The organism is Streptococcus sp. sy010 (genome assembly GCF_007859175.1).
In the GTDB taxonomy this organism is placed as follows: Bacteria; Bacillota; Bacilli; order Lactobacillales; family Streptococcaceae; genus Streptococcus.
Genome location: NZ_VOHO01000004.1, coordinates 36092 through 62898 on the forward strand (window position 1 = coordinate 36092; position 26807 = coordinate 62898).

28 protein-coding genes, 1 tRNA gene, 1 other RNA gene and 1 pseudogene are annotated in these 26807 nt (G+C 36.3%); 27 read left to right on the top strand and 4 right to left on the bottom strand.

All coding sequences use genetic code 11. The features are described from left to right. From pgsA to FRX51_RS04395, 6 genes are all read left to right on the top strand, one after another. Positions 1 to 546 carry a CDP-diacylglycerol--glycerol-3-phosphate 3-phosphatidyltransferase gene (pgsA, locus tag FRX51_RS04370; protein ID WP_146496178.1) on the top strand — a complete coding sequence of 182 codons (546 nt, stop codon included), beginning with the start codon at positions 1 to 3 and terminating at the stop codon, positions 544 to 546. Then, complete coding sequence (locus FRX51_RS04375) at positions 543 to 1388, top strand: energy-coupling factor ABC transporter ATP-binding protein (protein WP_186627123.1); 846 nt, start codon at positions 543 to 545, stop codon at positions 1386 to 1388. Before pgsA ends, FRX51_RS04375 begins: the two co-directional genes overlap by 4 nt. Further along, positions 1364 to 2206, top strand: coding sequence for an energy-coupling factor transporter ATPase (locus FRX51_RS04380; RefSeq protein ID WP_146496180.1), 843 nt, complete (start codon positions 1364 to 1366; stop codon positions 2204 to 2206). The genes FRX51_RS04375 and FRX51_RS04380 overlap by 25 nt, the downstream gene beginning before the upstream one ends. Continuing rightward, complete coding sequence (locus FRX51_RS04385; RefSeq protein WP_146496183.1) at positions 2199 to 2996, top strand: energy-coupling factor transporter transmembrane protein EcfT; 798 nt, start codon at positions 2199 to 2201, stop codon at positions 2994 to 2996. Before FRX51_RS04380 ends, FRX51_RS04385 begins: the two co-directional genes overlap by 8 nt. A 134-nt stretch (positions 2997 to 3130) precedes the next feature. Beyond that, positions 3131 to 3661, top strand: a complete 531-nt coding sequence (locus tag FRX51_RS04390) for a LysM peptidoglycan-binding domain-containing protein (protein WP_146496185.1) — start codon at positions 3131 to 3133, stop codon at positions 3659 to 3661. Positions 3662 to 3795: 134 nt separating this feature from the next. Continuing rightward, entirely contained in the window at positions 3796 to 4557 is a 762-nt protein-coding gene (locus FRX51_RS04395; RefSeq protein WP_398587322.1) for a transglycosylase SLT domain-containing protein, read from the top strand. Between the two features lie 21 nt (positions 4558 to 4578). Here the strand turns inward: FRX51_RS04395 and FRX51_RS04400 are convergent, their stop codons facing one another. Beyond that, positions 4579 to 5187, bottom strand: coding sequence for a histidine phosphatase family protein (locus FRX51_RS04400; RefSeq protein ID WP_146496187.1), 609 nt, complete (start codon positions 5185 to 5187; stop codon positions 4579 to 4581). A gap of 69 nt (positions 5188 to 5256) precedes the next feature. Here FRX51_RS04400 and FRX51_RS04405 point away from each other — a divergent pair, with 69 nt between their 5' ends. The 19 genes and pseudogenes from FRX51_RS04405 to FRX51_RS04495 all read left to right on the top strand — a co-directional run bounded on the left by FRX51_RS04405 (position 5257) and on the right by FRX51_RS04495 (position 24115). Then, positions 5257 to 6960: a hypothetical protein gene (locus tag FRX51_RS04405; RefSeq protein WP_146496189.1), complete on the top strand. Its 1704-nt coding sequence runs from the start codon at positions 5257 to 5259 to the stop codon at positions 6958 to 6960. Positions 6961 to 7079: 119 nt separating this feature from the next. Next, complete coding sequence (gene mnmA, locus FRX51_RS04410) at positions 7080 to 8201, top strand: tRNA 2-thiouridine(34) synthase MnmA (RefSeq protein WP_146496191.1); 1122 nt, start codon at positions 7080 to 7082, stop codon at positions 8199 to 8201. Between the two features lie 192 nt (positions 8202 to 8393). After that, positions 8394 to 8849 carry an NUDIX hydrolase gene (locus FRX51_RS04415; protein ID WP_146496193.1) on the top strand — a complete coding sequence of 152 codons (456 nt, stop codon included), beginning with the start codon at positions 8394 to 8396 and terminating at the stop codon, positions 8847 to 8849. Positions 8850 to 8951: 102 nt separating this feature from the next. Next, a complete protein-coding gene (gene mnmG / locus FRX51_RS04420) occupies positions 8952 to 10847 on the top strand; it encodes a tRNA uridine-5-carboxymethylaminomethyl(34) synthesis enzyme MnmG (protein ID WP_146496195.1) in 1896 nt (631 codons plus the stop codon). A gap of 61 nt (positions 10848 to 10908) precedes the next feature. Next, positions 10909 to 12867 (top strand): DHH family phosphoesterase, encoded by a 1959-nt coding sequence (locus FRX51_RS04425; protein ID WP_146496197.1) that lies wholly within the window; start codon positions 10909 to 10911, stop codon positions 12865 to 12867. 1 nt (position 12868) lies between these two features. Next, entirely contained in the window at positions 12869 to 13321 is a 453-nt protein-coding gene (rplI, locus tag FRX51_RS04430) for a 50S ribosomal protein L9 (RefSeq protein ID WP_146496199.1), read from the top strand. A gap of 35 nt (positions 13322 to 13356) precedes the next feature. After that, complete coding sequence (gene dnaB / locus FRX51_RS04435; RefSeq protein WP_146496201.1) at positions 13357 to 14718, top strand: replicative DNA helicase; 1362 nt, start codon at positions 13357 to 13359, stop codon at positions 14716 to 14718. Between the two features lie 9 nt (positions 14719 to 14727). Continuing rightward, entirely contained in the window at positions 14728 to 15009 is a 282-nt protein-coding gene (locus FRX51_RS04440; RefSeq protein ID WP_146496203.1) for a Veg family protein, read from the top strand. A gap of 191 nt (positions 15010 to 15200) precedes the next feature. After that, positions 15201 to 15812 (top strand): 30S ribosomal protein S4, encoded by a 612-nt coding sequence (rpsD, locus tag FRX51_RS04445; RefSeq protein ID WP_146461366.1) that lies wholly within the window; start codon positions 15201 to 15203, stop codon positions 15810 to 15812. Between the two features lie 279 nt (positions 15813 to 16091). Next, positions 16092 to 17309: an MFS transporter gene (locus FRX51_RS04450; protein ID WP_146496205.1), complete on the top strand. Its 1218-nt coding sequence runs from the start codon at positions 16092 to 16094 to the stop codon at positions 17307 to 17309. Positions 17310 to 17466: 157 nt separating this feature from the next. Continuing rightward, on the top strand, positions 17467 to 17787 hold the full coding sequence (locus FRX51_RS04455) for a PadR family transcriptional regulator (protein ID WP_146496207.1): 321 nt from the start codon (positions 17467 to 17469) through the stop codon (positions 17785 to 17787). Beyond that, positions 17780 to 18340, top strand: coding sequence for a DUF1700 domain-containing protein (locus FRX51_RS04460; protein WP_146496209.1), 561 nt, complete (start codon positions 17780 to 17782; stop codon positions 18338 to 18340). Before FRX51_RS04455 ends, FRX51_RS04460 begins: the two co-directional genes overlap by 8 nt. After that, positions 18337 to 19341, top strand: coding sequence for a DUF4097 family beta strand repeat-containing protein (locus FRX51_RS04465; protein WP_146496211.1), 1005 nt, complete (start codon positions 18337 to 18339; stop codon positions 19339 to 19341). The genes FRX51_RS04460 and FRX51_RS04465 overlap by 4 nt, the downstream gene beginning before the upstream one ends. A 369-nt stretch (positions 19342 to 19710) precedes the next feature. Further along, positions 19711 to 20286: a CPBP family intramembrane glutamic endopeptidase gene (locus FRX51_RS04470; protein ID WP_146496212.1), complete on the top strand. Its 576-nt coding sequence runs from the start codon at positions 19711 to 19713 to the stop codon at positions 20284 to 20286. Positions 20287 to 20298: 12 nt separating this feature from the next. Next, a complete protein-coding gene (locus tag FRX51_RS04475) occupies positions 20299 to 20724 on the top strand; it encodes an Msa family membrane protein (protein WP_146496214.1) in 426 nt (141 codons plus the stop codon). Beyond that, positions 20711 to 21598: an ABC transporter ATP-binding protein gene (locus tag FRX51_RS04480; RefSeq protein WP_146496216.1), complete on the top strand. Its 888-nt coding sequence runs from the start codon at positions 20711 to 20713 to the stop codon at positions 21596 to 21598. Before FRX51_RS04475 ends, FRX51_RS04480 begins: the two co-directional genes overlap by 14 nt. Before the next feature lie 2 nt (positions 21599 to 21600). Beyond that, a complete protein-coding gene (locus FRX51_RS04485) occupies positions 21601 to 22359 on the top strand; it encodes a hypothetical protein (RefSeq protein WP_146496218.1) in 759 nt (252 codons plus the stop codon). Positions 22360 to 22375: 16 nt separating this feature from the next. Then, positions 22376 to 23248: pseudogene (locus tag FRX51_RS05895) on the top strand (ABC transporter transmembrane domain-containing protein); the annotation flags it as partial. A gap of 9 nt (positions 23249 to 23257) precedes the next feature. Beyond that, positions 23258 to 24115: an ABC transporter ATP-binding protein gene (locus FRX51_RS04495; RefSeq protein WP_261379803.1), complete on the top strand. Its 858-nt coding sequence runs from the start codon at positions 23258 to 23260 to the stop codon at positions 24113 to 24115. Positions 24116 to 24361: 246 nt separating this feature from the next. Here the strand turns inward: FRX51_RS04495 and FRX51_RS04500 are convergent. The 3 genes from FRX51_RS04500 to FRX51_RS04510 form a co-directional block, all read right to left on the bottom strand. Continuing rightward, a tRNA-Lys gene (locus tag FRX51_RS04500) sits at positions 24362 to 24434 on the bottom strand. Further along, positions 24434 to 24624, bottom strand: a non-coding RNA gene (gene ssrS / locus FRX51_RS04505) — 6S RNA. The genes FRX51_RS04500 and ssrS overlap by 1 nt, the downstream gene beginning before the upstream one ends. A 48-nt stretch (positions 24625 to 24672) precedes the next feature. Further along, positions 24673 to 25965 carry a replication-associated recombination protein A gene (locus tag FRX51_RS04510; RefSeq protein ID WP_146496224.1) on the bottom strand — a complete coding sequence of 431 codons (1293 nt, stop codon included), beginning with the start codon at positions 25963 to 25965 and terminating at the stop codon, positions 24673 to 24675. Between the two features lie 65 nt (positions 25966 to 26030). On the opposite strand from FRX51_RS04510, the gene FRX51_RS04515 reads away from it, so the two are divergent. Next, positions 26031 to 26366 (top strand): MazG nucleotide pyrophosphohydrolase domain-containing protein, encoded by a 336-nt coding sequence (locus tag FRX51_RS04515; protein WP_146496227.1) that lies wholly within the window; start codon positions 26031 to 26033, stop codon positions 26364 to 26366. Positions 26367 to 26368: 2 nt separating this feature from the next. Next, positions 26369 to 26806, top strand: a complete 438-nt coding sequence (locus FRX51_RS04520) for a DUF3013 family protein (protein WP_146496229.1) — start codon at positions 26369 to 26371, stop codon at positions 26804 to 26806. The last annotated feature ends 1 nt before the right edge of the window (position 26807 follow it).

The following is a 26807-nucleotide window of genomic DNA, read 5'->3' on the forward strand; positions in this document are numbered from 1 at the left end:
ATGTTTAGTAAAAAAGAAAATATTCCTAATCTCTTAACGCTTTTGCGAATTATCTTAATCCCTGTTTTTCTAATCTTGACTTCTTTACCTAATCAAGCTAACTATCATACTTGGGGAGCTATTATTTTTGCATTTGCTAGTCTGACAGATTATTTAGATGGTTATTTAGCTCGTAAATGGCAGGTAGTCACTAATTTTGGTAAGTTTGCCGATCCTTTAGCTGATAAAATCTTAGTCATGAGTGCTTTTATCATGTTAGTGGGCTTAGATTTGGCACCAGCTTGGTTGAGTGCTGTAATTATTTGTCGTGAATTAGCAGTAACAGGTCTTCGTTTGCTTTTAGTTGAAACAGGTGGAGAAGTGCTGGCTGCTGCTATGCCAGGAAAGATTAAAACAACCACTCAAATGTTATCTATTATCTTTTTATTATTGGGTTGGTCTGTGTTAGGGACTGTCCTACTTTATGTTGCCTTATTTTTTACGATTTATTCAGGTTATGATTATTTTAAAGGAGCTAGCTTCTTATTTAAAGGTACCTTCAAATGAGTCGAATCATAATTGATGTTAACAAACTTAATTTTAAATACGATAGTGATGATCAGAATTATCTTTTAAAAGAGTTATCGTTTCACGTGAAACAAGGAGAATGGTTGTCTATTATTGGTCATAATGGTTCTGGTAAGTCAACGACAGTTAGATTATTAGACGGTCTTTTATCAGCAGAAAGTGGTCAGATTTATATTTCTGGTCAAGAATTGACTGAGAAAAATTTATGGCAGATTCGTCGTCAAATTGGTATGGTATTTCAAAATCCCGATAATCAATTTGTTGGTGCAACTGTGGAAGATGACATTGCTTTTGGTTTAGAAAATCAAGGACTCAGTAAAGACGAAATGGAAAATCGAATCACTGAAGCTCTCGCAATGGTTGGAATGTCAGCATTTAGAGACAAAGAACCAGCAAGGTTGTCTGGGGGGCAAAAACAGCGTGTTGCCATTGCTGGTGTGATTGCTATGCGACCTGACATTATGATTTTAGATGAAGCTACCAGTATGTTGGATCCAAATGGGCGTCGTGAGGTCATGTCTTTGATTAAAAAGGTTCGTGACACTTATGGTTTAACCGTGATTTCCATTACGCATGATTTGGATGAAGTGAATCTAAGCGATCGTGTTTTAGTGATGAAAAAAGGTCAAGTGGAGCTTGATCTTAGTTCGAGAGAACTTTTTTCAGAAGAAAATAGAAATCTATTAGATCTAGGTCTGGATCAACCATTTAGTTCTCGATTGCAGATGTCCTTGATTGAGGCAGGTGTCTTATCTGATTTTGATTATATGACAGAAGAAGAATTAGGAGATAGATTATGGGAATTAGCCTCAAGCAAGTAGATTTTACCTATCAAGTGGGGACGCCTTTAGAAGAGCGAGCCCTTTTTGATGTAACAGCAGAGATTAAAGCAGGTAGCTATACTGCTTTTATTGGTCATACAGGCTCTGGTAAATCAACGTTAATGCAATTGTTAAACGGTTTAAATCTACCAACAGAAGGAACGGTATTCGTTGAAAAAGTAGCTATTACCAAACAGGCTAAGCCTGCCAATATACGCTCTCTTAGACAAAAAGTGGGTTTGGTTTTTCAATTTCCAGAAAGTCAGTTATTTGAAGAAACGGTTTTAAAAGATGTGGCTTTTGGTCCACAAAATTTTGGTGTTGATCAAGTTACAGCAGAAACGATTGCGAAAGAAAAATTAGCCCTCGTAGGCATTTCAGCAGACCTTTTTGAAAAAAATCCATTTCACCTATCTGGCGGTCAAATGAGAAGGGTTGCGATTGCAGGGATCTTGGCTATGAATCCTAATGTTTTGGTTTTAGATGAACCAACAGCCGGCCTTGATCCAAAAGGACGCAAAGAATTGATGACACTGTTTCAAGAACTACATCAATCTGGCTTAACTATTGTTTTGGTCACACATGTTATGGATGATGTTGCTGATTATGCTGATTTTGTCTATGTGTTAGAAAAAGGAAAATTAGTTTTAGAAGGAACACCTAAGGATGTCTTTCAATCAGTTGAATTTCTAGAAGAAAAACAGTTAGGTGTGCCTAAAGTTACTCAGTTTGCTAAGACCTTATCAGATAGAGGGATGAACTTAGAACATTTACCGATTACGATTGAAGAGTTTGTGGAGATGATGAAGTATGGATAAATTTATTTTAGGACGTTATATTCCTGGTCAGTCTCTTGTTCATCGTTTAGATCCACGAAGTAAATTATTGGCGATGTTTATTTATCTTTTGATTATCTTTTGGGCTAATAATTTACTTACTAACTTAATTTTAGCTGGGGCAACAATTGTGATGATTTTAGCGTCAAAGGTTAAATTGTCTTTCTTTTTTAATGGTTTGAAACCTATGTTTGCCTTGATTCTTTTTACGACGGTTTTCCAACTCTTTTTTACAAGAGGTGGAACGGTTTTACTTGATTGGGGTTTGATTAAAATTAGTGACTATAGTTTGGCACAAGCTGGTCTGATTTTTATGCGTTTCATTTTGATTACTTGCGTGTCCACTTTATTGACGCTGACAACACCACCACTGAGTCTAGCAGATGCGGTTGAATCACTACTTAGTCCACTCAAGCGATTTAAAGTCCCTGTTCATGAAATTGGGTTAATTCTTTCTTTAAGTTTACGTTTTGTACCAACCTTAATGGACGATGCCACTCGAATTATGACAGCTCAAAAAGCAAGAGGAGTGGACTTTGGCGAAGGAAATCTATTACAACGTATTCGCTCAACCGTTCCTATCTTAATTCCTCTTTTTGCTTCTAGTTTTAAGCGAGCAGACGCTTTGGCCTTGGCCATGGAAGCTAGAGGTTACCAAGGTGGAGAAGGTCGTAGTAAGTATCGTGTCTTAAAATGGCAACAAGCAGATAGTATTTTAATCTTAGGCCTGTTGATGTTAGCTATGCTATTATTTTTACTAAAAACTAATTAAAAAACGCCTTTTAAGGCGTTTTTTTAGTCTTGCGGCAATCTTTTTGTAATATTTTTAACGAGAAACTAATTTATTAGTAATATAAGGCAGGTAAGATGAAGGTGTCAAGAAAAAGAAAGCGAGTAAATAAACAAATGACAAAAACTAAACGATTAAAACATAAAGTAGCAGGTCTTGTTCTTTTGGCTAGTTTGAGTGTGCCAACTCTGGTTAGTGCAGATACTTATAGGGTTAAATCTGGTGATACTTTGTCTGGTCTTGCTGTTGATTTTCAAACAACCTTAGATAATTTATTGTCCTTAAATCAACTAAGTAATCCTAATGTTTTGACAGTTGGTCAAGAATTAACGATTAAACGTGATAATACTCAATCATCAACGGCAGTTGCAGATGTTGCTCAAGATGATACTGCAACAACAAGTTCGACATCAGGTTTGAGCGAGGCAGATTTGGCGGCTAAAGAATGGATTGCTCAAAAAGAGTCAAGTGGTAGTTACACTGCTCAAAATGGTCAATATTATGGGCGTTACCAGCTTACCTTGTCTTATCTAAATGGTGACTTGTCGCCTGAAAATCAAGAACGTGTGGCTGATAATTATGTGACGCAACGTTATGGTTCTTGGTCAGCAGCTAAAGAATTTTGGTTGGCTAATGGGTGGTATTAGTCAAAAATAGCTCAATTTTGACGATTTTACCTTAAATTAACATATTCTTGTAATATTTTTAATGAAATATCTATCAAAAAGTAATATTTTATCGGTAAGATAAGAGCAGATAATGAAAGAGAAGGTACATAGTTATGTCATATCGTAGCAAGAAACCAAGAAAACTTGGTTTTGCTAAGCAGGCGGTTTTAGGAATTTTAGCCCTCTTAGTTACCACTATTTTGATTTTGACTGGTAAACAAGTGTTGACAGCTTCGTCTATGGCTGAAAAAACAACAACGTCATCAAGTCAAACGTCATCAGCAAGTAGTTCATCAATTAAAGTTGATTTGATGTCAACAAAAAAAGACACATCATCGTCTTCAGAAGAAAATCAAAGTGAATCAACTTCAAGTTCTTCTAATGTGGAAGATTTATCAGAATCTAGCGTCACGGAGTCTAGTTCAGTAATGGCAGAGTCAACTTCAGTTGATCAAGCGTCATCTCAAGTTTTGTCTGATGCAGGAACAGTGGCAGTAGAAGAAACAGTTCCATCTGAATATGTAGATTATTCAACGGCTTATTATACTGGAGAACAAGTGGCCTATGAGGCGACTGCACCAGTTTATAATACTAACAGTAATTATGCTGCTTTAGCTAATGGTAATACGGCAGGTGCTATTGGTAGTGAAGCTGCTGCTCAAATGGCTGCGGCGACAGGTGTTTCTCAAGCGACTTGGGAATATATCATCGCGCGTGAGTCAAATGGTGATCCTAATGCCTATAATCTGTCAGGAGCGTCAGGTCTTTTCCAAACAATTCCAGGTTGGGGTTCGACAGCAACTGTCCAAGATCAGATTAACGCAGCAATCAATGCCTATAATGCTCAAGGATTAGCAGCTTGGGGTATGCAATAAAATGAAAACCTAGCAATTAAGCTAGGTTTTTTCTTGATTTTTAATCAGATAGCTGATTTCTTCCCCTGTAAAAAGGTTGTAAAGGATAAGGCTTGACGCAAGCTTGTCTTCAAACTTGATTTTTAAGATAAAGGGCATAAGATTTTTAATGTCTTGAAAATACTGATAATCAAATCTAGGATGATAATGTTTTATAACTGTCGAAATTGCTGTTCCATGTGAGCCGATAACAATTGTTTTAGCATTGGAATGATGTAAAGTTTCTGTCAAGCCAGCTAGAATACGTTTTTGTACTTGTGCGAGTGATTCGCCGTCAGAATAACGATAGGAAAAATCTTGCCATTGTTTTTGAGAAAAGTCATCAAAATCTTCAATCCAATGATTTGTAATTTTACGTTCACGAAAACGTTCATCACAAATAATCTCTAGACGTTTTTGTTTGGCAAGGCTAAGAACGGTTTCGTAAGCACGTTTATAAGGACTGGATAGGATGAGATCAATTTTATGGTGGTAGAAAAACTTATCAATTAGTTGACAATCTTGTAAACCTTTTTGACTTAAAGAGCGACTGTCATCTTTATTGGTAAAATCAGGTTGTGCATGTCTAACTAGATAGATTGTTTGATTCATCAGATAACCTCCTTGATTTATTTTAGCACATTTAAGTCAAAATAAGTCCAGTATGCTATAATAAAAACTATGTTTACACAAGAGAAATTGCAAAAATATCTACCTCTTAGTCTGATTGGTTTAGTCAGTTTAGGATTGATTTTACCCCAGTGGCTTGGGCAAGATGTGATTTTAGGTTCAGATTCCATTTTTCATTATAATCGTTTTTATGATGCGGCAATGCAGATTAAAAATGGTAATATCAGTTATTTTATTTCCATTTATGGCTTTCAGCAATCAGGACGGATTGTCAATGCCCTTTACGGCCCTTTCTTTGCTTATTTTCAAGGTCTATTGGTTCTAATCAGTAAAAATTGGTTTGGCTATCAGCTACTATCTCGTTTTGTGCTTCATCTTTTTGCTGGCTTATCCATGTTTTCCCTACTACGAGCAGCAAAAATTCGCTTGCCAATCTCCCTGAGTTTAGCTATTTTTTACCTAACAACCTTTTCTGTTCAATACTGGTCTATTCGTCAAGGATTTTCAAGTTGGGGAGCGGCATTGATGTCCTATTGTTTAATTCCGATTATCCAGTTGATTTTTGAACATAAAGTCAATAGTGTGCGTATGGCTCTTGCCGTAGCCCTGATGTTACAAGTCCATGTTCTCAGTGCCTTGTTTTTAGTTTTAATCTATATTCCCTTTTACCTTTACTCTTTTGTCAAGTCTTCGGCTAAACTAGCTTTAATTTGGCAGACGTTTTTGGCAGTTGTTTTAGCTATTTTTTTAACTCTCAATATCTGGGCGGCCTTGATTTTTTTAAGACAAGATAATAAACTGTTGGATCCGTTTATCAATCCTTTAATGCAACAAAATACGATTGATGGAACAGCGACTTATTGGCTAAATCGTCCTAGTTTTCTACTAGTTTTATTCATCATTCATATTTTCCTAACCCTTCTTCATTGGCGAAAAATTACTGGTTGGGAAAAGGTGGCTTTTGTAACCTATCTTGGCTTCTTATTATTGTCAACTAGCTTTTTCCCTTGGCAATATTTACTTGACAGTGGTGTCAAGTTTGCTGAATTGATTCAATTTCCATTTCGCTTTTTTATCCCAGCAACAGTGTTATTACTACTTCTGGTTGGTCGATTGTTAAATAACTTGACAAAGTCAACGAAGTTGTTGACACTGGCTTTGTCAATAGGACTTGTTTTTTCGATGTTTCAAGTGAGCCAGTTTGCCTTAAAAAAAGTTGAAAGTGCTGATAAGGGGCAGTATGTTCTCAAAAACAGCAAACATGTTTACCTATTTGAAGATTACCAAGCTACACGTTCTAGCTTGTTTGATTCTGATAAATCAAAACTATTGCAAGCTGTTCAAAAGGCGACGCCTGACTATCTACCAATTTACAATGATTTGACAGGAAAAAACACCTATGTTTTATACGCTCATCAACTGATTTTGCCAAATGTTAGTATTGAGAAAACCTTGGTGAATAATCAGTTGACATTAACTTGGTCATCTCGTCAAGATCAGTTAGAAGCTTTACCGGTGGTTAAATATGAAAGAACTAAGTTATTTCTCAATGGTAAAGAGTTGAGTAAAGGAGATTATCAACTATCTGAATTGGGGGCAGTGACGGTACAGGCGAAAAAAGGTCTAAATCAACTGATGGTTACTTATCAAGAACCAAAGCTATTTACTATTAGTTTATGGCTGACGATTGGCACTTGGTTAATAACTTTAGTTTTCCTTTATTTTCCGTTCATAAAATTGACTTCTAAGGGGTAACTGATATAATAAGAAATGGAGTAAACTAGCTCGTTATCATGAACGACAGTGTTTGCTCCTCTTACTATATGAAAGACGACCTTCAAATCGTTTTTTCAACGAAAAGATGGGAGAAAAAGATGAGTGATAACTCAAAAATTCGTGTTGTTGTCGGCATGAGTGGTGGGGTTGATTCCTCGGTCACAGCCTTGCTTTTAAAAGAACAAGGCTATGATGTCATCGGTGTCTTTATGAAAAATTGGGATGACACAGATGAGTTTGGAGTCTGTACTGCCACAGAGGACTATAAGGATGTCGCTGCTGTTGCCGATCAGATTGGCATTCCCTATTATTCTGTCAATTTTGAAAAGGAATACTGGGATCGTGTTTTTGAATACTTTTTAGCAGAATATCGAGCTGGCCGCACGCCAAATCCTGATGTTATGTGTAATAAGGAAATCAAATTCAAAGCCTTTTTAGACTATGCTCTTTCTTTAGGAGCTGATTATGTAGCGACTGGGCATTATGCTCAAGTTGTTCGAGATGAAGACGGTCTTGTTCGTATGCTACGAGGGTCTGATAATGGTAAGGATCAAACCTACTTTTTAAGTCAATTATCACAAGAACAACTACAAAAGACCATGTTTCCACTAGGGCATTTACAAAAGTCAGAAGTGCGTGCCTTGGCTGAAAAAGCAGAATTAGCAACAGCCAAGAAAAAAGATTCGACAGGCATTTGCTTTATCGGTGAGAAAAATTTCAAGGAGTTTTTAAGTAATTACTTACCTGCTCAAAAAGGTCGTATGATGACAGTTGATGGTCGTGATATGGGCGAACATGCTGGTCTGATGTATTATACTATCGGTCAACGTGGAGGTCTTGGTATCGGTGGTCAACATGGTGGCGACAATCAACCTTGGTTTGTTGTTGGTAAAGATTTATCACAAAATATTCTCTATGTTGGACAAGGTTTCTATCATGAATCACTCATGTCAACTAGCTTGACAGCTAGTCAAGTTCACTTTACACGAGATATGCCTGAAGAATTCACGCTTGAATGTACAGCCAAATTCCGCTATCGTCAACCAGATAGTCAAGTGACTGTCAAGGTTACAGGAGATAAGGCAGAAGTGATTTTTGGAGAACCACAACGTGCAATTACACCAGGTCAGGCTGTTGTGTTCTATGATGGTCAGGAATGTCTAGGTGGTGGCATTATTGACCTGGCTTTCAAAGATGGCAAGGTGTGTCAATATATTTAGTTGACAAGTTTGTCAATTTTGATTTCATAGAAAATGTGATTAGCTAGTCTTGACCATTGTCTAACAGGATAAAATCTGCTAAACTAAATTTAACAATAACGATGATGGTCAAAGCTCATGGGAATTGGACGTTTTTGATGTACAGTTTTCAAGGGATTTGGCCATTTTTTGCAATAAATAAAAGGAGAGTAGATGGATTTTCGTACAGTAGTGGACAAGCAGTCATTTGGTGTGCGTGCAACAGGGTTGTTAGTCAAAGATGAAAAGCTCTTACTTGTCAAGTCACCTGAGGGCAAGTATTGTACCTTAGGAGGTGCTATTCAAGTTGGTGAAACAACAGAGGCTGCTATTCGACGGGAAATTCTAGAAGAAATTGGAATTGAAGTAGAAGTTGGTCCGTTGGCTTTTGTTGTAGAAAATCAATTTGAGCTAGGCAGTCAAGCTTATCATCAAATTGAATTTCATTATTTGCTTACCCCCTTGTCTGAACCAAGTCTTTATATGAAAGAAGGGCAATCCATTCGCCAGTGTGAGTGGGTAGATTTTTCAGACTTGGAGAAACTTGATCTTAGTCCTAAATTTTTGAAAAAAGAATTAGTAAATTGGCAAGGACAAGTTAAACAGATTATTGATAATGAGTCTCAATAAAGCTGCTTATTAAGGAAGATGTTATCATTTTTTCAAGCTGTTTTAAATATTGCAGCGCGCAGTAATTGTAGCAGTTACAAGAAATTTTAGAAAAGAGAAGACATGACTCAATTTATTGAAAACTATGATGTGATTGTGATTGGTGCAGGTCATGCTGGGGTAGAAGCCAGCTTGGCAGCGGCTCGTATGGGCTGCCAAACCTTACTTGCGACCATTAACCTAGATATGTTGGCTTTTATGCCGTGTAATCCGTCTATTGGTGGTTCAGCCAAGGGAATTGTGGTACGTGAGATTGATGCCCTTGGTGGAGAAATGGGTAAGAATATTGACAAGACCTATATTCAAATGAAGATGCTCAATACAGGTAAAGGTCCTGCCGTTCGTGCACTTCGTGCTCAAGCAGATAAAGTACTTTATGCCAATGAGATGAAAAAAACGGTTGAAAATCAAGAAAACCTAACCTTGCGTCAGACTATGATTGATGATATTTTAGTAGAAGATGGTCAGGTTGTGGGTGTGGTTACGGCAACTGGTCAATCTTATGGTGCTAAAACGGTTGTTGTGACAACTGGTACGGCTTTGCGTGGCGAGATTATCATTGGAGATTTGAAATATTCGTCAGGGCCAAATAATAGTCTAGCTTCTGTGACCTTGGCAGATAATTTGAAAAATTTAGGTTTGGAAATTGGACGTTTTAAGACAGGAACTCCTCCACGTGTTAAGGCGTCGTCAATCAATTATGAGGTGACTGAGATTCAGCCTGGAGATGAAAAACCTAATCACTTCTCATTTTTGTCTAAAGACCAAGACTATTTACAAGATCAAATCCCTTGTTGGTTGACCTACACCAATGCTGATAGCCATGCCATTATCAATGCTAACCTGCATCGTGCTCCGATGTTTTCAGGGATTGTTCAAGGTGTTGGGCCACGTTATTGCCCATCAATTGAAGATAAGATTGTTCGTTTTGCAGATAAAGAGCGTCATCAACTCTTCTTGGAACCAGAGGGTCGCAATACAGAAGAAGTTTATGTCCAAGGTTTGTCAACCAGTTTGCCAGAAGATGTTCAACGTGACTTGCTCCATTCTATTAAAGGATTAGAGAATGCCGAGATGATGCGAACTGGTTATGCGATTGAGTATGATATTGTCTTGCCTCATCAATTGCGAGCGACCTTAGAAACCAAACTGATTTCAGGTTTGTTCACAGCAGGTCAGACTAATGGCACATCAGGTTATGAAGAGGCGGCAGGCCAAGGCTTGATTGCCGGTATCAATGCAGCTATGAAAGTCCAAGGCAAGCCAGAATTGATTTTGAAACGTAGTGATGCTTACATCGGGGTGATGATTGATGATTTGGTCACCAAGGGAACCTTGGAACCCTATCGTTTGTTGACCAGTCGAGCAGAGTATCGTTTGATTTTACGTCATGATAATGCCGACATGCGTCTAACTGAAATTGGACGTCAAGTTGGTTTGGTCGATGACGAACGTTACCAAGTCTTTGAGATTAAAAAAGCTCAATTTGAGAATGAACTTAAACGCTTGGATAGTATCAAATTAAAGCCTGTTAAAGAAACCAATGAGCGAGTGACTGCTCTAGGATTTAAACCTTTAACCGATGCGATGACAGCCAAAGAATTTATGCGTCGACCAGAGATTAGCTATGAAACGGTAGTAGATTTTGTTGGTCCAGCAGCAGAAGATTTGGATAGTAAAGTGATTGAGCTTTTAGAAACTGAAATCAAGTATGAAGGCTATATCAACAAAGCATTGGATCAAGTGGCGAAGATGAAGCGAATGGAAGAAAAACGCATTCCAGCGACTATTGATTGGGATGATATTGATTCGATTGCGACAGAAGCTAGACAGAAGTTTAAGAAAATCAATCCTGAAACGATTGGCCAGGCGAGTCGGATTTCAGGCGTTAATCCAGCAGACATTTCAATTCTTATGGTCTATTTGGAAGGAAATAAAAAAGCCAGTCGTAAGGGCTAGATTTTCAAGGCTTTTTTTCTCCTATCTTTTATGGTATAATAACCATTTAAGAGGTTTATAAATGAGAATATTTCGTTTAACAAAATTTCAACTTCTGATGATTGGCTGTATCTTATTTGGCTTATTGGCCATTTGTGTTCGCCTAACCCAATCAGAAATTGTTTTACTGACAGCTATCTTTTTAGCTATTGGTTTCTTGATTGGTCTGTTATTTTATCAAAAACAATCCTATCATCTAACTGATTTGGAACAAATCTCCCTTTTGAATGAGCAAACAGAAGAAAGTCTTAAACGACTTTTGGACCAGATGCCAGTAGGGGTGATTCGTTTTGATGAAATAAGTAAGGAAATTTCATGGTTTAATCCTTATACGGAATTGGTCTTCACCACTGATTCTGGTCAGGTAGATACTTTGGCTATGGAAACCTTTGTCATCAATAGCTTGAATCATCCTAGCAATTCAACCTTTAGTTTGTCAGGGAAAGATTATACGGTTTACTGGGACAAAGAAATCCTCTATTTTTTCAATGTCACCGTATCAGAACAAGCTCGTCAGCGCTTGGATTTTCAATCAGTTATTGGGTTGATTTCTGTGGATAATTATGATGAAGTAACGGATGATTTGTCAGATGCTCAGGTTTCTCAAATCAATAGTTTTGTGGCTGATTTTATTGCCAAATTTGTTCAAGAACGTCAGATGTTTTATCGTCGTTTGGCGAGTGACCGTTTTCTCTTTTTTACCGATTATCAAATGTTACAAGAGTTGATAGCGAATAAGTTTGATATTTTGGAAGAGTTTCGTAAGGCCGCTAAAGAAAAAGAGCTATCTCTGACCTTGAGTATTGGTGCTTCCTACGGTAGAGGGGACTATGATCAAATTGGTAGTCTAGCTAATCAGAACTTAAATATGGCTCTGATGCGTGGGGGCGACCAGGCAGTTGTTAAAGAAAATGCTGAACATCAAAAAGTCATGTATTTTGGTGGCGGAACAGCGTCAACGATTAAGCGTTCACGAACACGTACCAGAGCAATGATGACGGCGATTTCTGATAAGATTCGCATGGCAGATCAGGTCTTTGTGGTTGGTCATAAGAAACTAGATTTAGATGCTTTGGGTGCTTCAGTTGGGATGCAGCATTTTGCTGCTAGTCTGTTAGATAAAGCCTATGTCGTTTATGATCCTAATCACCTTAGTGAAGACATTAAACGTTCGCTTTCTCAATTAGAAAATGAAGACTATCAAGCCATTTTGACGATTGAAGAAGCCATGGATCTAGTCACAGATCAGTCCTTGTTAATCATGGTTGATCATTCAAAACTTTCTTTGACTTTGTCAAGGGAGCTTTACGATCAGTTTACAGAAGTGATTGTAATTGACCATCATCGTCGTGATCAGGACTTCCCCAAAAATGCGATTTTGACTTTTGTTGAGAGTGGTGCAAGCAGTGCTTGTGAATTAGTCACTGAATTGATTCAATTTCAAGGGGCTAAAAAACGTTTGAGTAAGGTAAAAGCTAGTTTGATAATGGCAGGTATCATGCTTGATACCAAGAATTTCTCTAATCGTGTGACCAGTCGAACCTTTGATGTCGCTAGTTATTTGAGAAATATCGGAAGTGATAATAGTGTCATTCAAGCGATTTCGGCTACTGATTTTGATGAGTATCGTCTGGTCAATAAGTTGATTCTAAGAGGCGAGCGGCTCTACGATAATATCATTGTGGCAAATGGTACAGACTATATCACTTATACCAATGTCATTGCTAGTAAGGCAGCAGATACGCTGTTGACCATGTCAGGGATTGACGCCAGCTTTACAGTTGTGAAAACAGCTGACAACCAAGTGGCAATTTCTGCTCGTAGTCGCAATCAAGTCAATGTTCAACGTATTATGGAAGATATGGGTGGCGGTGGCCATTTCAATCTGGCAGCTTGTCAGTTACAAGATATGACTGTCACGCAAGCCTATAATTTATTGATTACTACTATTAGAAAACATTGTTATACAAAGGAGAATTAAGATGAAAGTTGTATTTTTACAAGATGTTAAGGGTAAAGGAAAAAAAGGTGAAGTTAAAGAAGTACCTACAGGGTACGCTCAAAACTTCTTGATTAAGAAAAATTTGGCTAAAGAAGCAACAAGCCAAGCCCTAGGTGAATTACGTGGTAAGCAAAAATCTGAGGCAAAAGCTCAAGCAGAACAGTTGGCTGAAGCTAAAGCTATTAAGGAGCAATTAGCTCAGGAAAATCTTGTTGTGAAATTTGTTGAAAAAGTTGGTCCAGATGGTCGCACTTTTGGTTCAATTACAGCGAAGAAGATTGCTGAAGAATTAGACAAGCAACATGGCATTAAGGTTGACAAGCGTCACATCCAATTGGAGCAACCACTGCGTGCCTTGGGCTTAATTGAAGTGCCAGTTAAGCTACATAAAGAAGTGGACGGTTTAATTCAACTAAGTGTCAAGCAAGCGTAAATAAGTTGACAACCTTGTCAAGATAGGAGGTAAAGATGTCTGATGTACAAGAACTACGGCTTCAACCACAAGATTTAGTTGCAGAACAGTCTGTCTTAGGAGCGATTTTTATCTCACCAGACAAGCTGGTAACTGTCTGTGAATATCTTGACCCAGATGATTTTTACAAGTATGCTAATCGAGTTGTGTTTCAAGCCATGGTCACTCTCAACGATCGTAATGAGGCTATTGATGCAACAACGATTCGAAATATCTTGGATCGACAAGGAGATTTGGCTAATGTAGGTGGTGTTTCTTATCTAGCCGAGTTGGTCAATAGTGTACCAACCAGTGCTAATGCGGAATACTATGCACGTTTAGTTGCTGAAAAAGCACAGCTTCGTCAGTTGATTAGTAGATTGACAGAAACGGTCAATTTGGCCTATGAGGGAACTCAAGATTCAGATGAGTTAATCGCTAAGGCAGAAAAGCAGTTACTGGAAATCAATGAGCGTTCGCATGCCAATGGCTTTCAAAAGATTTCTGATGTGCTTAAACTCAACTATGAAAACTTAGAAATCCGTTCACGTCAAACGTCAGATGTGACAGGTTTGCCGACAGGATTTCGTGACTTGGATCGCATGACAACAGGTTTACATCCTGATCAGTTGGTTATTTTGGCAGCTCGACCAGCAGTCGGAAAGACAGCGTTTGTGCTTAATATTGCTCAAAATGTTGGGACAAAACAAGGGCGTGCAGTGGCGATCTTCTCTCTGGAAATGGGAGCAGAAAGTCTAGTGGATCGGATGTTGGCAGCTGAGGGTCTAGTAGATTCTCACCATTTACGGACAGGTAAGCTAACCGATCAAGAGTGGCAGAGCTTAACGATTGCTCAGGGTACTTTGGCAGAGGCACCGATTTTTATCGATGATACACCAGGGATTAAAATTACAGAGATTAGAGCGAGAAGTCGTAAACTTGATAAGGAAGTTGAAGGTGGTTTGGGCCTTATCGTCATTGATTATTTGCAGTTAATCACAGGAACAAGACCAGAAAATCGTCAACAAGAGGTATCAGAGATTTCTCGGCAACTGAAAATCTTGGCCAAAGAGTTGCGAGTGCCAGTTATTGCGCTCAGTCAGCTTTCTCGTGGAGTTGAACAACGTCAAGACAAGCGTCCAATTCTATCTGATATTCGTGAATCAGGGTCTATCGAGCAAGATGCAGATATCGTTGCCTTTCTTTACCGTGAAGATTACTATGATCGTGGCGATAAAGAAGATGAACAGGCCTTGACTGACAATACCATTGAAGTTATTTTAGAAAAAAATCGTAGTGGGGCACGTGGAACGGTCAAATTGATGTTCCAAAAAGAGTACAATAAATTCTCAACCATTGCCCATTTTGAAGAAAGTTAGGAGAAATAGATGAGTAGTGATGCTTTTGCTGATGTGGCAAAGATGAAAAAAATCAAAGAAGATATTAAAAACCATGAAGGGCAATTAGTTGAAATGACCTTAGAGCATGGTCGTAAACGTGAAAAAACAAAAGTTGGACGTTTGACAGAAGTGTATCAATCTCTCTTTATTGTTGAATACACAGACGCAGCTTCTATGCCAGGAACTCCAGAAAATACTTATGTTGAATCTTACACTTACTCGGATATTTTGACTGAGAAAACTTTGATTCGTTATTTAGATAAAGAGTAACTAGGGCTTTACAAGTCCTAGTTTTTTTGTTATACTAAGTTTTATGTGAAATAGCAGCAATAAGAATATGGAGCTCGTCAACAGTTAGTTGTTAAATTAGTAACCTTTGCTGTTTGGGCGAAGATTAACTGCACGAATCAGGATTCTTTTAAGACTATTTCCATAATAAATTTTTTATGGAGGACATTTCAATGTCACGTTATACAGGACCATCATGGAAACAAGCTCGTCGCTTGGGGCTTTCACTTACAGGTACAGGTAAAGAATTGGCACGTCGTAACTATGTGCCAGGTCAACATGGACCAAACAACCGTTCTAAACTTTCTGAGTACGGTTTGCAATTAGCTGAGAAACAAAAACTTCGTTTCTCTTACGGAATGAACGAAAAACAATTCCGTAACTTGTTCGTTCAAGCTTCAAAAGTTAAAGGTGGAACACTTGGTTTTAACTTCATGCTTCTTCTTGAGCGTCGTCTTGACAACGTTGTTTACCGTCTAGGTCTTGCAACAACTCGTCGTCAAGCACGTCAATTCGTTAACCATGGTCATATCTTGGTTGATGGTAAACGTGTAGATATCCCATCATATCGTGTTGAAGTTGGTCAAGTGATTTCAGTTCGTGAAAAATCAATTAAAGTACCAGCGATTCTTGAAGCGGTTGAAGCAACACTTGGTCGTCCAGCTTTCGTATCATTTGATGCTGAAAAATTAGAAGGTTCATTGACTCGCTTGCCAGAGCGTGATGAGATCAACCCAGAAATCAACGAAGCTCTTGTCGTTGAATTCTACAACAAAATGCTTTAATTTTAAGTATTATATTCAAAAAGTCCATGTCTTATGGACTTTTTTATTTTGTTGAAAACCATACTTTCTTCTGGTTCAATTGACTGGTAAGATAGAGTAAATTGATAGTGATGACGGTATCTTTGAATAGTTTAGGCTTTCTTTTATTTTTTCTTTATGTAAAAGTCGTCTATTTTGTGAAAAAATATACTTGAAAATAAATGAGCGTACCCATTGACAAAACTCTTACTTTCTTGATATATTATTATATGAAAACGCTATCAAAATAAGGAGGTTGTTATGACAACTAAAGATATCAGCCCTAAAAAGGGTATTCTCATGTTTTATACCTTGCTGATTGCTTATATCACATTTGCAGCCAGCTGGGTCGGCGGATCTAGTTTAGGTCCCCAAGTAGTTGCAACGTTTTTTGGAGATAAAGGGGTTGACCCAACTATCTCGGAAATGGTTAACTATACAATCACGATTGCTCGTGTTATTGCCAATTTCTTAGCAGCGGCTGTTTTGGTTAAATTAGGTATTAAAAAAGCGGCACAAGTAGCCATTGCTCTTCTCTGTTTTGCCATGGTGGCAGCTTGGATGCCTAACTATTGGTTCTACATCGTAGCTCGTATGATTATGGCACTTGGTGGTTCAATGATCATGGTTTATATGAACCCAGTCGTTGTTCGCTTTGTTTCTCAAGATAAAAAACTGTTCTACTCATCTTTTATCACTGCTAGTTACAATATTGGCGCTTTCTTAATCGCAGTAGCTTTTGCTCTATGGGCAGACGCTTTGCGTATGGATTGGCGTATTACCCTTAGTGGTGTTGCATTCGTTGCGATTGTAACCTTTGTTGTTTGGTTGGTTTGTGCTGAAGATTTTGAAACAGGAGGTCAAAGTACCGATCAAGTGGCAACTTACTCATACGGTATGGCTCTTAAAGATTCGTTTGTATGGCGTTTTGCTGTCGGATTTGCAGCCTTTCTTATCCTTTATGTAATGTCACTAAACACTGTTCCAAATCAATTGGCAAAAGAATTCCCAGAAATTTTCCAAGCTAGTTACATGGTTCTTGCTGTATCTGGTGGTGGTATCATGGGAACCTTGGTTCGTTTGAAGAGTCCTGTAAACCGCGAACGTAAACCATACTTGGTAATGCTAGGTATTCTTGCAATTGCGTCAATGGCACTTGGTATTATTTCAGTAGCTGTCCTTAAATTATCGCTACTAGCTTACCTATTGTTCTTTGTGAGTGGTTTCTTGATTTTCTACCAATATGCAGTTTATCTCAATATTCCACATGAGTTGCCAAATATGAACCCACAAAAAGCAACCTTGATGTTTGGTATTATCTGGGGTGTAACTTATGGTCTTTACACTATCTTGAATTTCATTTGGAGTTGGATTTATGCCAACATGGGTTACTGGGCATCTAACATCTTCTACTTCCTAGTACCAGTTGTTTATCTTTTGATGATCATGACACTCCCAGAAACTTATAAGAAAAAATAACAGATAAAAAACAGTCCAAGTGACTGTTTTTTTGTTGTTTCAAAAAATATATAAAAAATTTATATATTAGGCTTGACAGGACAATTAACTTGCTATATACTTGATGTATAAAATATTTATATATAAAAATTATATATAATAAAAAAGGAGGAAAAAGATGTACTTTCCAACGTCATCTGTTTTGATTGAATTTTTAATCTTGGCGATTGTTGATCGTGACGATTCCTATGGTTATGAAATTAGTCAAACAGTTAAGTTTTTAGCAAGTATCAAGGAGTCAACCCTTTATCCAATCTTGAAAAAATTACAAAAGGCAGGTTATTTGGAAACCTATAGTAAGGAATATCAGGGGCGACAGCGAAAGTATTATACGATTACAGAACAAGGGCGTCAGCAGTTAGAATTTTTGAAGCTAGCTTGGCAAGATTATCGCACGACAGTGGATAACATTATTGAAGGGAGATTGAACAATGACTAAGACCGAGTATTTGGGAAAATTAAGTAAGTATTTGAAGAAGTTGCCTCGAGAAGATTATCAAGAGGCCATGGATTATTTTGAAGAATATTTTGCTGAGGCAGGGCCTGATAAAGAAGCTGAAATTATGGCAGAGTTAGGTAGTCCTAGGCAGGCAGCTCAAGATATTATTGACAATATTTTAGACAAACATTTGCTAGATGAGAGTAAACAATCATCGAATAAAAAACTTATCTTAATTCTAATCTCAGCAATTCTAATTAGTCCCTTTGCGATTCCAATCTTTCTTCTGTTAATTGGTGTCGTGGTGACTATGACCGTGTTTGGATTCGCTGTTATGATGACACTTGTTTTTGGCTTTGGAGTTAGTTTGTGGGAAGCGTATATGTTGGCTCAAACATCTCTAGCAGCAGCGAGTATGTCAGTAGGATTAGCCTTGGTATGTTTAGCAATTTTTCTGTTCGGTGTCTGGTTTATCTTGATATTAGGAAAAATGCTGCTTTGGGTAGTTCTTGTGATGATGAAATGGATTAGAAAAAGAGGGAAAAAAGCATGAAAAAATGGCAAAAAAGACTGTTTCTAACAGGTAGTATTAGTGCAATGTTGGGTCTAGGATTTTTAGGACTTGGCTATCTTAATGGAGGCCTTGATGATATTAAAACGTATTCAGGAGATTTTGTTCAACAAACCGAGACTTACGATCAAGTGACTGATCTGGATTTGACCTTGTTTACACGTCGTATGAAAATTGAAGAATCAAGTGATGATAAGGTTCACCTGTCTTACTATGATAATAAGAATTATCTAGGTCAGCTAAACGTTAGAAATAATCAGGGTAAATTAACTCTTAGTGAAGAAAGTAATCAATCAAGAGTTACAGGTTTCTTGACTGCTGTTGGGTATTTTTTGAATGATAAACAATCAGAGAAGCAGACGGTGGTGCTATCTATTCCAAAGGGGAAACGTTTAACGAGTGTAGTTGGTGATGTTGTCCTAGGAGAAATTCAAATCAATAATCAAGTGATTGATCAAGTTGATTTAGTAGGCAGTGTTAATGTTCAATCGAGCCAAATTTTTGGTGGTCGTATCACAAGTGGAGATGGTGAAAGTATGCAGCTGTCTTTCCAAAACAGTCAATTGGATAATTTAAGACTAGATGTAGTAGAAAGTACTGTTCTATTTACTAATACCAATCTTGCTCAATCTAACATCATCTTGAGTGGAGGGGATTTGACTGCTAATAATCTAACTTTGGATAAGGTTACTCTTACTGGTTCTTCTACAGAGATTGACATTAGCGGCCTTTCTCTAAAAGAAGATGTTAAATTGACTAATGAGGACAATAGTATCAATCTTCAGTTAGCCTCAGATAGTAGAAACAAATTAGGACTTGACTTGTCGGTGATGGGTGGCACCTTAAAAGTTGCTCCTGATCTTATGAAGGGTGCCAACACTCAACAAGGAGAAGATGATTTCCAACAAGTCACCAAGACCTTGGATGACCAAACAGCACTGCTTACGCTTAATGTCACAGAAGGAGATGTAACACTTGAATAAGTTAATTCCACCTATACAAATAGATGGAGTTTTAAGGTTTTCAAATTGACTAAAATTTTTTAAAAAAATAAGAAAACTCTTGACAAAAGAAAGCGCTATCTATATAATATAAGTGTAAAGAGGTTAACGTTAACTGAATAAATTAATGATGGAGGTTTCGTTATGAATTTTTTAAAAAAACTATTTTCTCGTAACGAAATTAATTTAGGTATTCTATCTTTTGGTTATACTGGAAAAAAATGGCATTGGTAGGAGTAAGGAGTATTTTAATCCTTGCATATTATATAATTTAAAGTAGCTACTAATAGTTGCAGTTGAAAGGAGATAGTTATTCCTTTCAACTGTTTTTATTTATTGAAAGTTTGATATATGACAGAAAACTATCATAAAGTTGAATCTGTAATGATTCCAATTGGAATGGTTGTAACGGCAGGACTGTTTATTAATGTGGGTAACATTTTAGTTATCTTGTTAGGTATAGATAATCAAGTGATGATGAATATAGTTTTAGCTATTTCATCTTCAATAGGATTTATAGCAATACCATTATTATTTTTACATTATTTAGGATTTAAACTCATTAAACTTAAATTTAATGTTGGTTCTGCTATTATTTTAACCACTATTGTTTTGTTTATTTCTATTTTTATTTTTAAATCAGAAGAGGTTGCTCATGCATTTATTATTGCAACGTGTGAGGAGATTTTATTTAGATTAATTATACTAAGCGTATTATTATCTAGTTTTAAAAAACGAGATGCTATAATTCTAGGATCTCTAATGTTTGGAATTCTTTTGCATTTAAATGGTGATTTTCTAATAAATTTTATGACAAAATTTCCTGCTAGTATTATTTTATATATTTTAGCAGATCGTTTTGGTCTACAAAGTGCAATTGCTTTTCACTGGTTTTATAATATTTGTATTGGAAGTCTGCTTGGATAAGGAGAGTGCTCTATGTTATTTTATATCATTATATCGAGTATACTAAATATTCTCGCAATAATTATTGGAACAAAATATCTGTCACATTTAACAATTTTAGGATTTACTTTTATTATTTATCTTTTTCCAATAATATTGAACTCAGTACTTTCTGTTTTAGCGATGTTGAAAAAGAATGTCACTGTATATTATTGTTTTGTTTTCCCATTATTTTCTCTATTGACTTATATTGTGATAGGATTATTTTTAGATGGTTCAACTCTATGGGTTAAATTTGTTCAGAATAATACGATAACCAACGGAGAGATGTATATTAAGGTAAATAATAGTTTAATTGAACCATCTCAGATAATATTTGTATTTTTGCTTTATTTTTTAGTGGAATACATCGGCTTAAAAATTTTAGAACGTATGGTACAAAAAAATGGCAGTAATTGAAGTAAAAAATTTAGGAAAAAAATATAAAGGCAATAGTTTCTACTCTTTGAAAGATGCTAACTTTATCATTGAAGAAGGAGATATTGTCGGATTAGTTGGTAAAAATGGTTCAGGAAAAAGTACTTTATTGAAAATATTATCAAAATCTCAAATGCCGACAGAAGGTAATGTGTTTTTTAATGGTAAAGATATTTTTAAAAAAGATAATATTCTTAAAGATTTCGGAATTATGATAGAACCTGTATTTTTCCCTCAAATTAGTGTTGAAGAAAACTTAAAATTATACCTTAAAATTCATAAAAAAGAACAATATTTGGATAATATTGAGAAAACATTGAGATTAGTTGGGCTTTGGGAGGCAAAAGATAGAAAACCAGTGGCTTTTTCGTTTGGTATGAAACAACGAACGGCTTTAGCTTTAGCGCTTATTACAGAGCCTAAAGTTGTATTATTAGACGAACCATTTGTTGGTTTAGATCCAATTGGAGTTAAAAATCTATTGGAGATTTTGAAAAAATGGTCAGAATTAAATAAAACATCAATGCTTATATCTAGTCACCAATTAGCAGAATTGGAAGGGTTATGCACCCGCTACATTTTTATTGAATCAGGGGTCACCAATGACAATATTAATACGAAGCAAAACAGCATGATGATAGAGTTAAATGATTGTTTAAGTGATGAAAATCGTTATTTGATAGAGGAGCTTATAAATCATTATGGATTAGATTATAACGAGAATAATATTGAAATAACTAATTCTATCAATAATCAAGAGTTAAATGATATTTTAGGACAACTTGCAGCTGCTAGTCTAATCAAAAATGTTTTATCAAAAAAAGATAGTTTAGAAAGATTATTTGTGGAGGAATAAACATGAATTACTTAACTTTACCTTTTTTTAAAGCATTGTTAAAGAAAAAAGAATCAAAGATTGCATTAGCTTTCAGCTTATTTCCGATGTTACTTATTGCTGTAGGTCTATTTAATACAAATTTTATGCGACTAAGCGCACCAGAAGGTTCGTTAAGTTTTTTAGAATTTTTTAGTGCAGTCTTATCGACACAATATCAGATGACTCTACCATTGATCGTTTTTATTTATATTGTTAGTACAATTTTTAGAGATGAAATAACAAGTAGTGTGATGTATCTGTATAAGGATGTCAGTAGAAAAATTATTTTAGATGCAAAGCTAGGGGGAATCCAGCTATTTCAAATATTGTATCTGACGATAACCTTCTTTTCGTCATTAGTTACTTACTATACTTACTTGATTCATCAATCTTATACGTCCGGAAGATTGCTTCCTAATAATACTGACGATTTGCAATATACCATAATCAGTATTTTGGGGACGATTCTGGTATTTGTTCTGTGTATGATGGTGGCTAGTTTGTCTTCAATTGTTCTAACAAATGGTTTTACAATGCTTGTGGGAATTATTTTTGCACTTGTTTCATATATAGCTCCCCATCTTGATTTACTCAAATATGTATTTCCGAATGGTTATATTAATGTTTTGGACGAGTTCTCTTTTGGAGATAGTTTATTGATTCTTACGCTGTTATTCATGATATATTCAACTGTTATATATGTAGTTTCACTACACTTATATAATAAAATTCAATATTAGTAAGCTGAGGTGGAGGATGGGGAATAAAAAAAGATTATCTATCGTATTTCTAACTAAGCGTTTTTTTCTTAAGTCAGAACAATTCTTATTTTTATTAGGATTAGTTCTAAGTATAATAGGTGCTTTGTCTGCACTTATTTTACCTTTTATTGTAGGAAGTTTAACTGATAATGATAAAATGAATTATATTTTATCACATAAAGGCATACTTTTTATAGGAGTGGTTATCGTTTTTATCATTTATATTATTCAGGGATTATCTGCATTTTTACTGGGTAAAGTTGGTGCGGGTGTTATTAAGAATATGGAAAACGAATTTGTTAATCATAGTTTATCGTTGCCTATTGATCAATTAAATAAATTTTCGGCAGGAGATCTTGCAAGTCGCTTGACAAATGATATATCAGCAACAGCTAGAGTGATAACAACAACTATTCCCTAATTAGTGATAAATAGTATTATTGTTTTGGGTACGAGTATTATTCTTGTGTCAATAAACTTTAGACTTACAATGATAGCTTTTTTAGTAACAGGGCTGGCTAGTTTACTTTTTATACCATTTAATAGAAAGTTAGAACAACTTTATCATCTACATCAAAGTTATTTAGGTACGATTAGTGGAAATTTTACTCAAAGGATTTTGAATAATAAATTAGTGAAATCTTATTTAGGAGAAAAACAAGAAGCGAATTCCTTCAGTGCTAGATTTGATAATATTTATTCTAATTTTGTTAATATGGTTAAAACGGCATCTATTCTTAATACTTTAATATCTGGTTTGTTAATTTTTCTAGTATTTAGTTTTCTATTATATACTAGTTGGCAAGTCAATAAGGGACTTCTATCTATTGGTGAAATGGTGACCTTTATTTTATATATTATTCAAGTAATTAGTCCGATGACAAGTATTTTTACTAGTATATCGGAGTTTTTTGAATCTAGAGGAACCTTACAACGTATTACACATGTTTTAAATGCTGATATTGAGGTCGATTTATCAGAAGAAGCTAATTTTGATATTTTAAAAGGAGAGATTTCATTACATAACTTATCTTTCAGCTATAACAAAGATAAGAAAATTTTAAATAATATCAATATAGAACTCCCAGCCAAAAAATTTATAGCCATAGTTGGACCCAGCGGTTCTGGTAAGACAACTTTATTTTCTTTACTATTAAAATTTTTTAATAACTACGACGGAGATATTTTAATAGACAATATTTCTTTAAAAAATATTTCTGCGAAATCTATGAGGAAACAAATTTCTTGCGTTTTTCAGGAAAGTGGCTTTTTTTCAGGTTCTATCAGGGATAATTTACTATACGGAAAGAATAGCGATGCGACTGATGTAAGTGTCCAAGATGCCATACAAAAATCAGGAGCAAGTGAGTTCATCTTTCAATTTTCAGATGGCTTAGAAACCATTATTGGAGAGGAAGGAGTACAGCTTTCTGAGGGACAAAAACAAAGGTTAAATATTGCTCGAGCTCTAATAAGTAGTCCTAAAATTTTATTAATGGATGAGGTAACAGCAAATCTTGATACAATAACTGAAAATCTTGTTATTCAGAGTCTTTTGGAAATAAAAGAAACGGTAACTACTATTGTTATTGCACATCGTTTAAAAACTATTGTTGAATCTGATTTAATTATCGTATTGGAAAAGGATGGAACAATAAAACATTTTGGGCCCCATCAACAACTACTTGAACAAAGTGAAACTTATAAAAAGTTGTATAACGAAAGCTTATTTTAGAGATTTCGAGTATCAGTTTATTCAGGATATAAAAGTATACGAAATATCTCTGGAACATTTGATTCAAGAGGTTTTAATCATAAGAAATCAGTTTAACTAAGGTTTAAAATTTTTAAAAAGATAATTTTTATTTACTTACAGAAGATTCAATGTTTACTGGTAAACTTGAATCGTTAAAATAATTTTTCTAATTTAATATATATATAAGAAAAGCCCATTAAATTGGGCTTTTTGAAAGGTTATTTATGCCCCCTGCAGGGATCGAACCTGCGACCCACGGATTAAGAGTCCGCTGCTCTGCCAGCTGAGCTAAGGAGGCGACATGCTGTATTGGTGCCGTTATCCACGATTTGTATTGAACCCGTACAAAGTAAACAGGTGGGCGACTCGCTTTGACTTAGTTGTTTCCGAGTGTAACGGCCTACATACTGCCAAAAGACTTTTGTCTCCCGAAAATACAAAAAATAGTCGGTCAACACTTAGTGTGGATTCGTACACCACAGCAATTTTTATATCTTTATCATATCACATTTATTAAAAAATTCAAGTCCTAGCAGTCATTTTTTGAGAAGGCTTTCATGGTTTTTTAAGAGTTGGTCGATTCGTTCTTTGGTCATGGCTAAGGCTCGTTCATACTTTCCTGTTTGATTGGGTTGAAAATAATTTGCCCTAGCCAATTGTTCAGGTAGGTAATCTTGTTTAACCCATTTGTCAGGATAGTTGTGGGGATAAAGATAGTTTTGGGCATTGCCTAATTCTTGGCTACCAGCATAATGCCCATCTCTTAAGTGTCTAGGAATAGGAAGATTGCCATGCGTTTTCAAATCAGCTAGAGCTTGATCCATAGCCAGATAGGCTGAGTTGGATTTTGGAGATAAAGCTAAATCAATCACCACATTTGCAATCAATATCCTTGCTTCAGGAAAACCGATCTTTTGAGCGGCCTCAAGGGCAGTTACGGTATGAATTTGGGCTTCTGGGTTAGCGAGTCCAATATCTTCATAAGCAATCACAGTCAATCGTCTAGCCAAACTAGGTAAATCTCCTGCTGCAATCAGGCGAGCAGCGTAGTGAAGGCTAGCATTAACATCTGAACCACGGATTGATTTTTGTAGGGCTGATAAGGTATCGTAATGCCCATCACCATTTTTATCCATGGTGATGTAAGACCTTTGCAGGCTATTTTGGATAATATCTAGCGTGATATGACGACTACCGTCTTTTTCTTCTGGGGTAGATAAAACGGCTAAATCAAGTGAATTGTAGGCTGAACGCAAATCACCATTGGTGGAAATGGCGATGAAGTTCAAGGCGTCCTCATCAAGTCTTACTGGGAAAGGAAACCCTCTTTCCTTATCAGTTAATGCTAGCTGGATAGCTTGTTTGACTTGGTCAGTGGTCAAGGGTTCTAGCTCAAAAATCTGTACTCGGCTACGAATGGCAGGGGTGACAGAGAAGAAAGGATTTTCTGTTGTTGCCCCAATCATAATCATTATTCCTTGCTCTAGGAGCGGTAGCAGAAAATCTTGCTTGGTTTTATCCAAACGGTGGATTTCATCAAGTAGAAGCACTAAACCACCTGAAAATTTAGCTTCTTCAGCAATTTCTTGCAGTCGTTTTTTGCTATCAATCGTAGCATTAAAGGTACGAAAGGCATACTTGGTTGTGCCAGCGATAGCACTAGCAATCGACGTCTTACCAATGCCAGGTGGGCCATATAAAATCATAGAGGTTAAACGGTTGGCTTCCACCATTCGACGGATAATTTTACCTGTGCCAACCAAATGCTCTTGGCCGATAATCTGATCAATGGTTTGGGGTCGCATGCGAAGAGCGAGATTGTCTATCATAAGTATCCTTTCCAATGCTTTATGGTATAATTATTATACTATATTTAGATAGTGGGGAAAAGAAGATGACTCAAGTGACAGTTGCGATTTTAGAAGATTATTTGCGTCATCGCTATGGAGCAGGAATGCCTGAGCAAGCTCTTTTTATGAAATTGGTGGAAGAAATTGGCGAAGTGGCAGAACTACTCAATCAGCGTGCAGGTCGTAAAGATATAGTAGCTGAAACAGACTTATCTGAACGTTTGGCAGAAGAGTTGGCAGATATTTTACATTATACTTTGGCTTTGGCTGCAGTTAATCAATTAGATCTGACCAAGACAATCTTAGAAAAAGATAGGCAAGCATCGGTCAAATACGGTCATCAAACTAATCTAGAAACATTTATGGAACAAAGGAGATAACAATGGCAAAGTATGGTTTTTTATCAGTATTGGAAGAAGAAATGGATAAGCATTTTCACTATGATTATGCGATTGATTGGCAAAAGCAAAATCATGCAGTGGAGTTGAGTTTTATTTTGGAAGTAGGATTGGCAGATGTGGAAGAGCCAGTAGCCTTGGAAGAATTTGTTCTTTTTTACAATCCAGAAAAGACCAAGTTTGACGCAGAAGACTATCTAGTGGCTCTGCCATTTGAACCTAAAAAAGGCTTTTCACGAGAATTTCTAGCCTATTTTGCTCAATACCTTAACCAAGTGGCAGGTGAGGGCTTAGATGGTATCATGAACTTTCTCATGGACGATGAGCAGGAAGATTTTGTCATGACTTGGGACAATGAAACCTTTGAAAAAGATAAGGTAGAACTGATTGAAACAGATTACTATGCTTATCCGAGGTATTGAG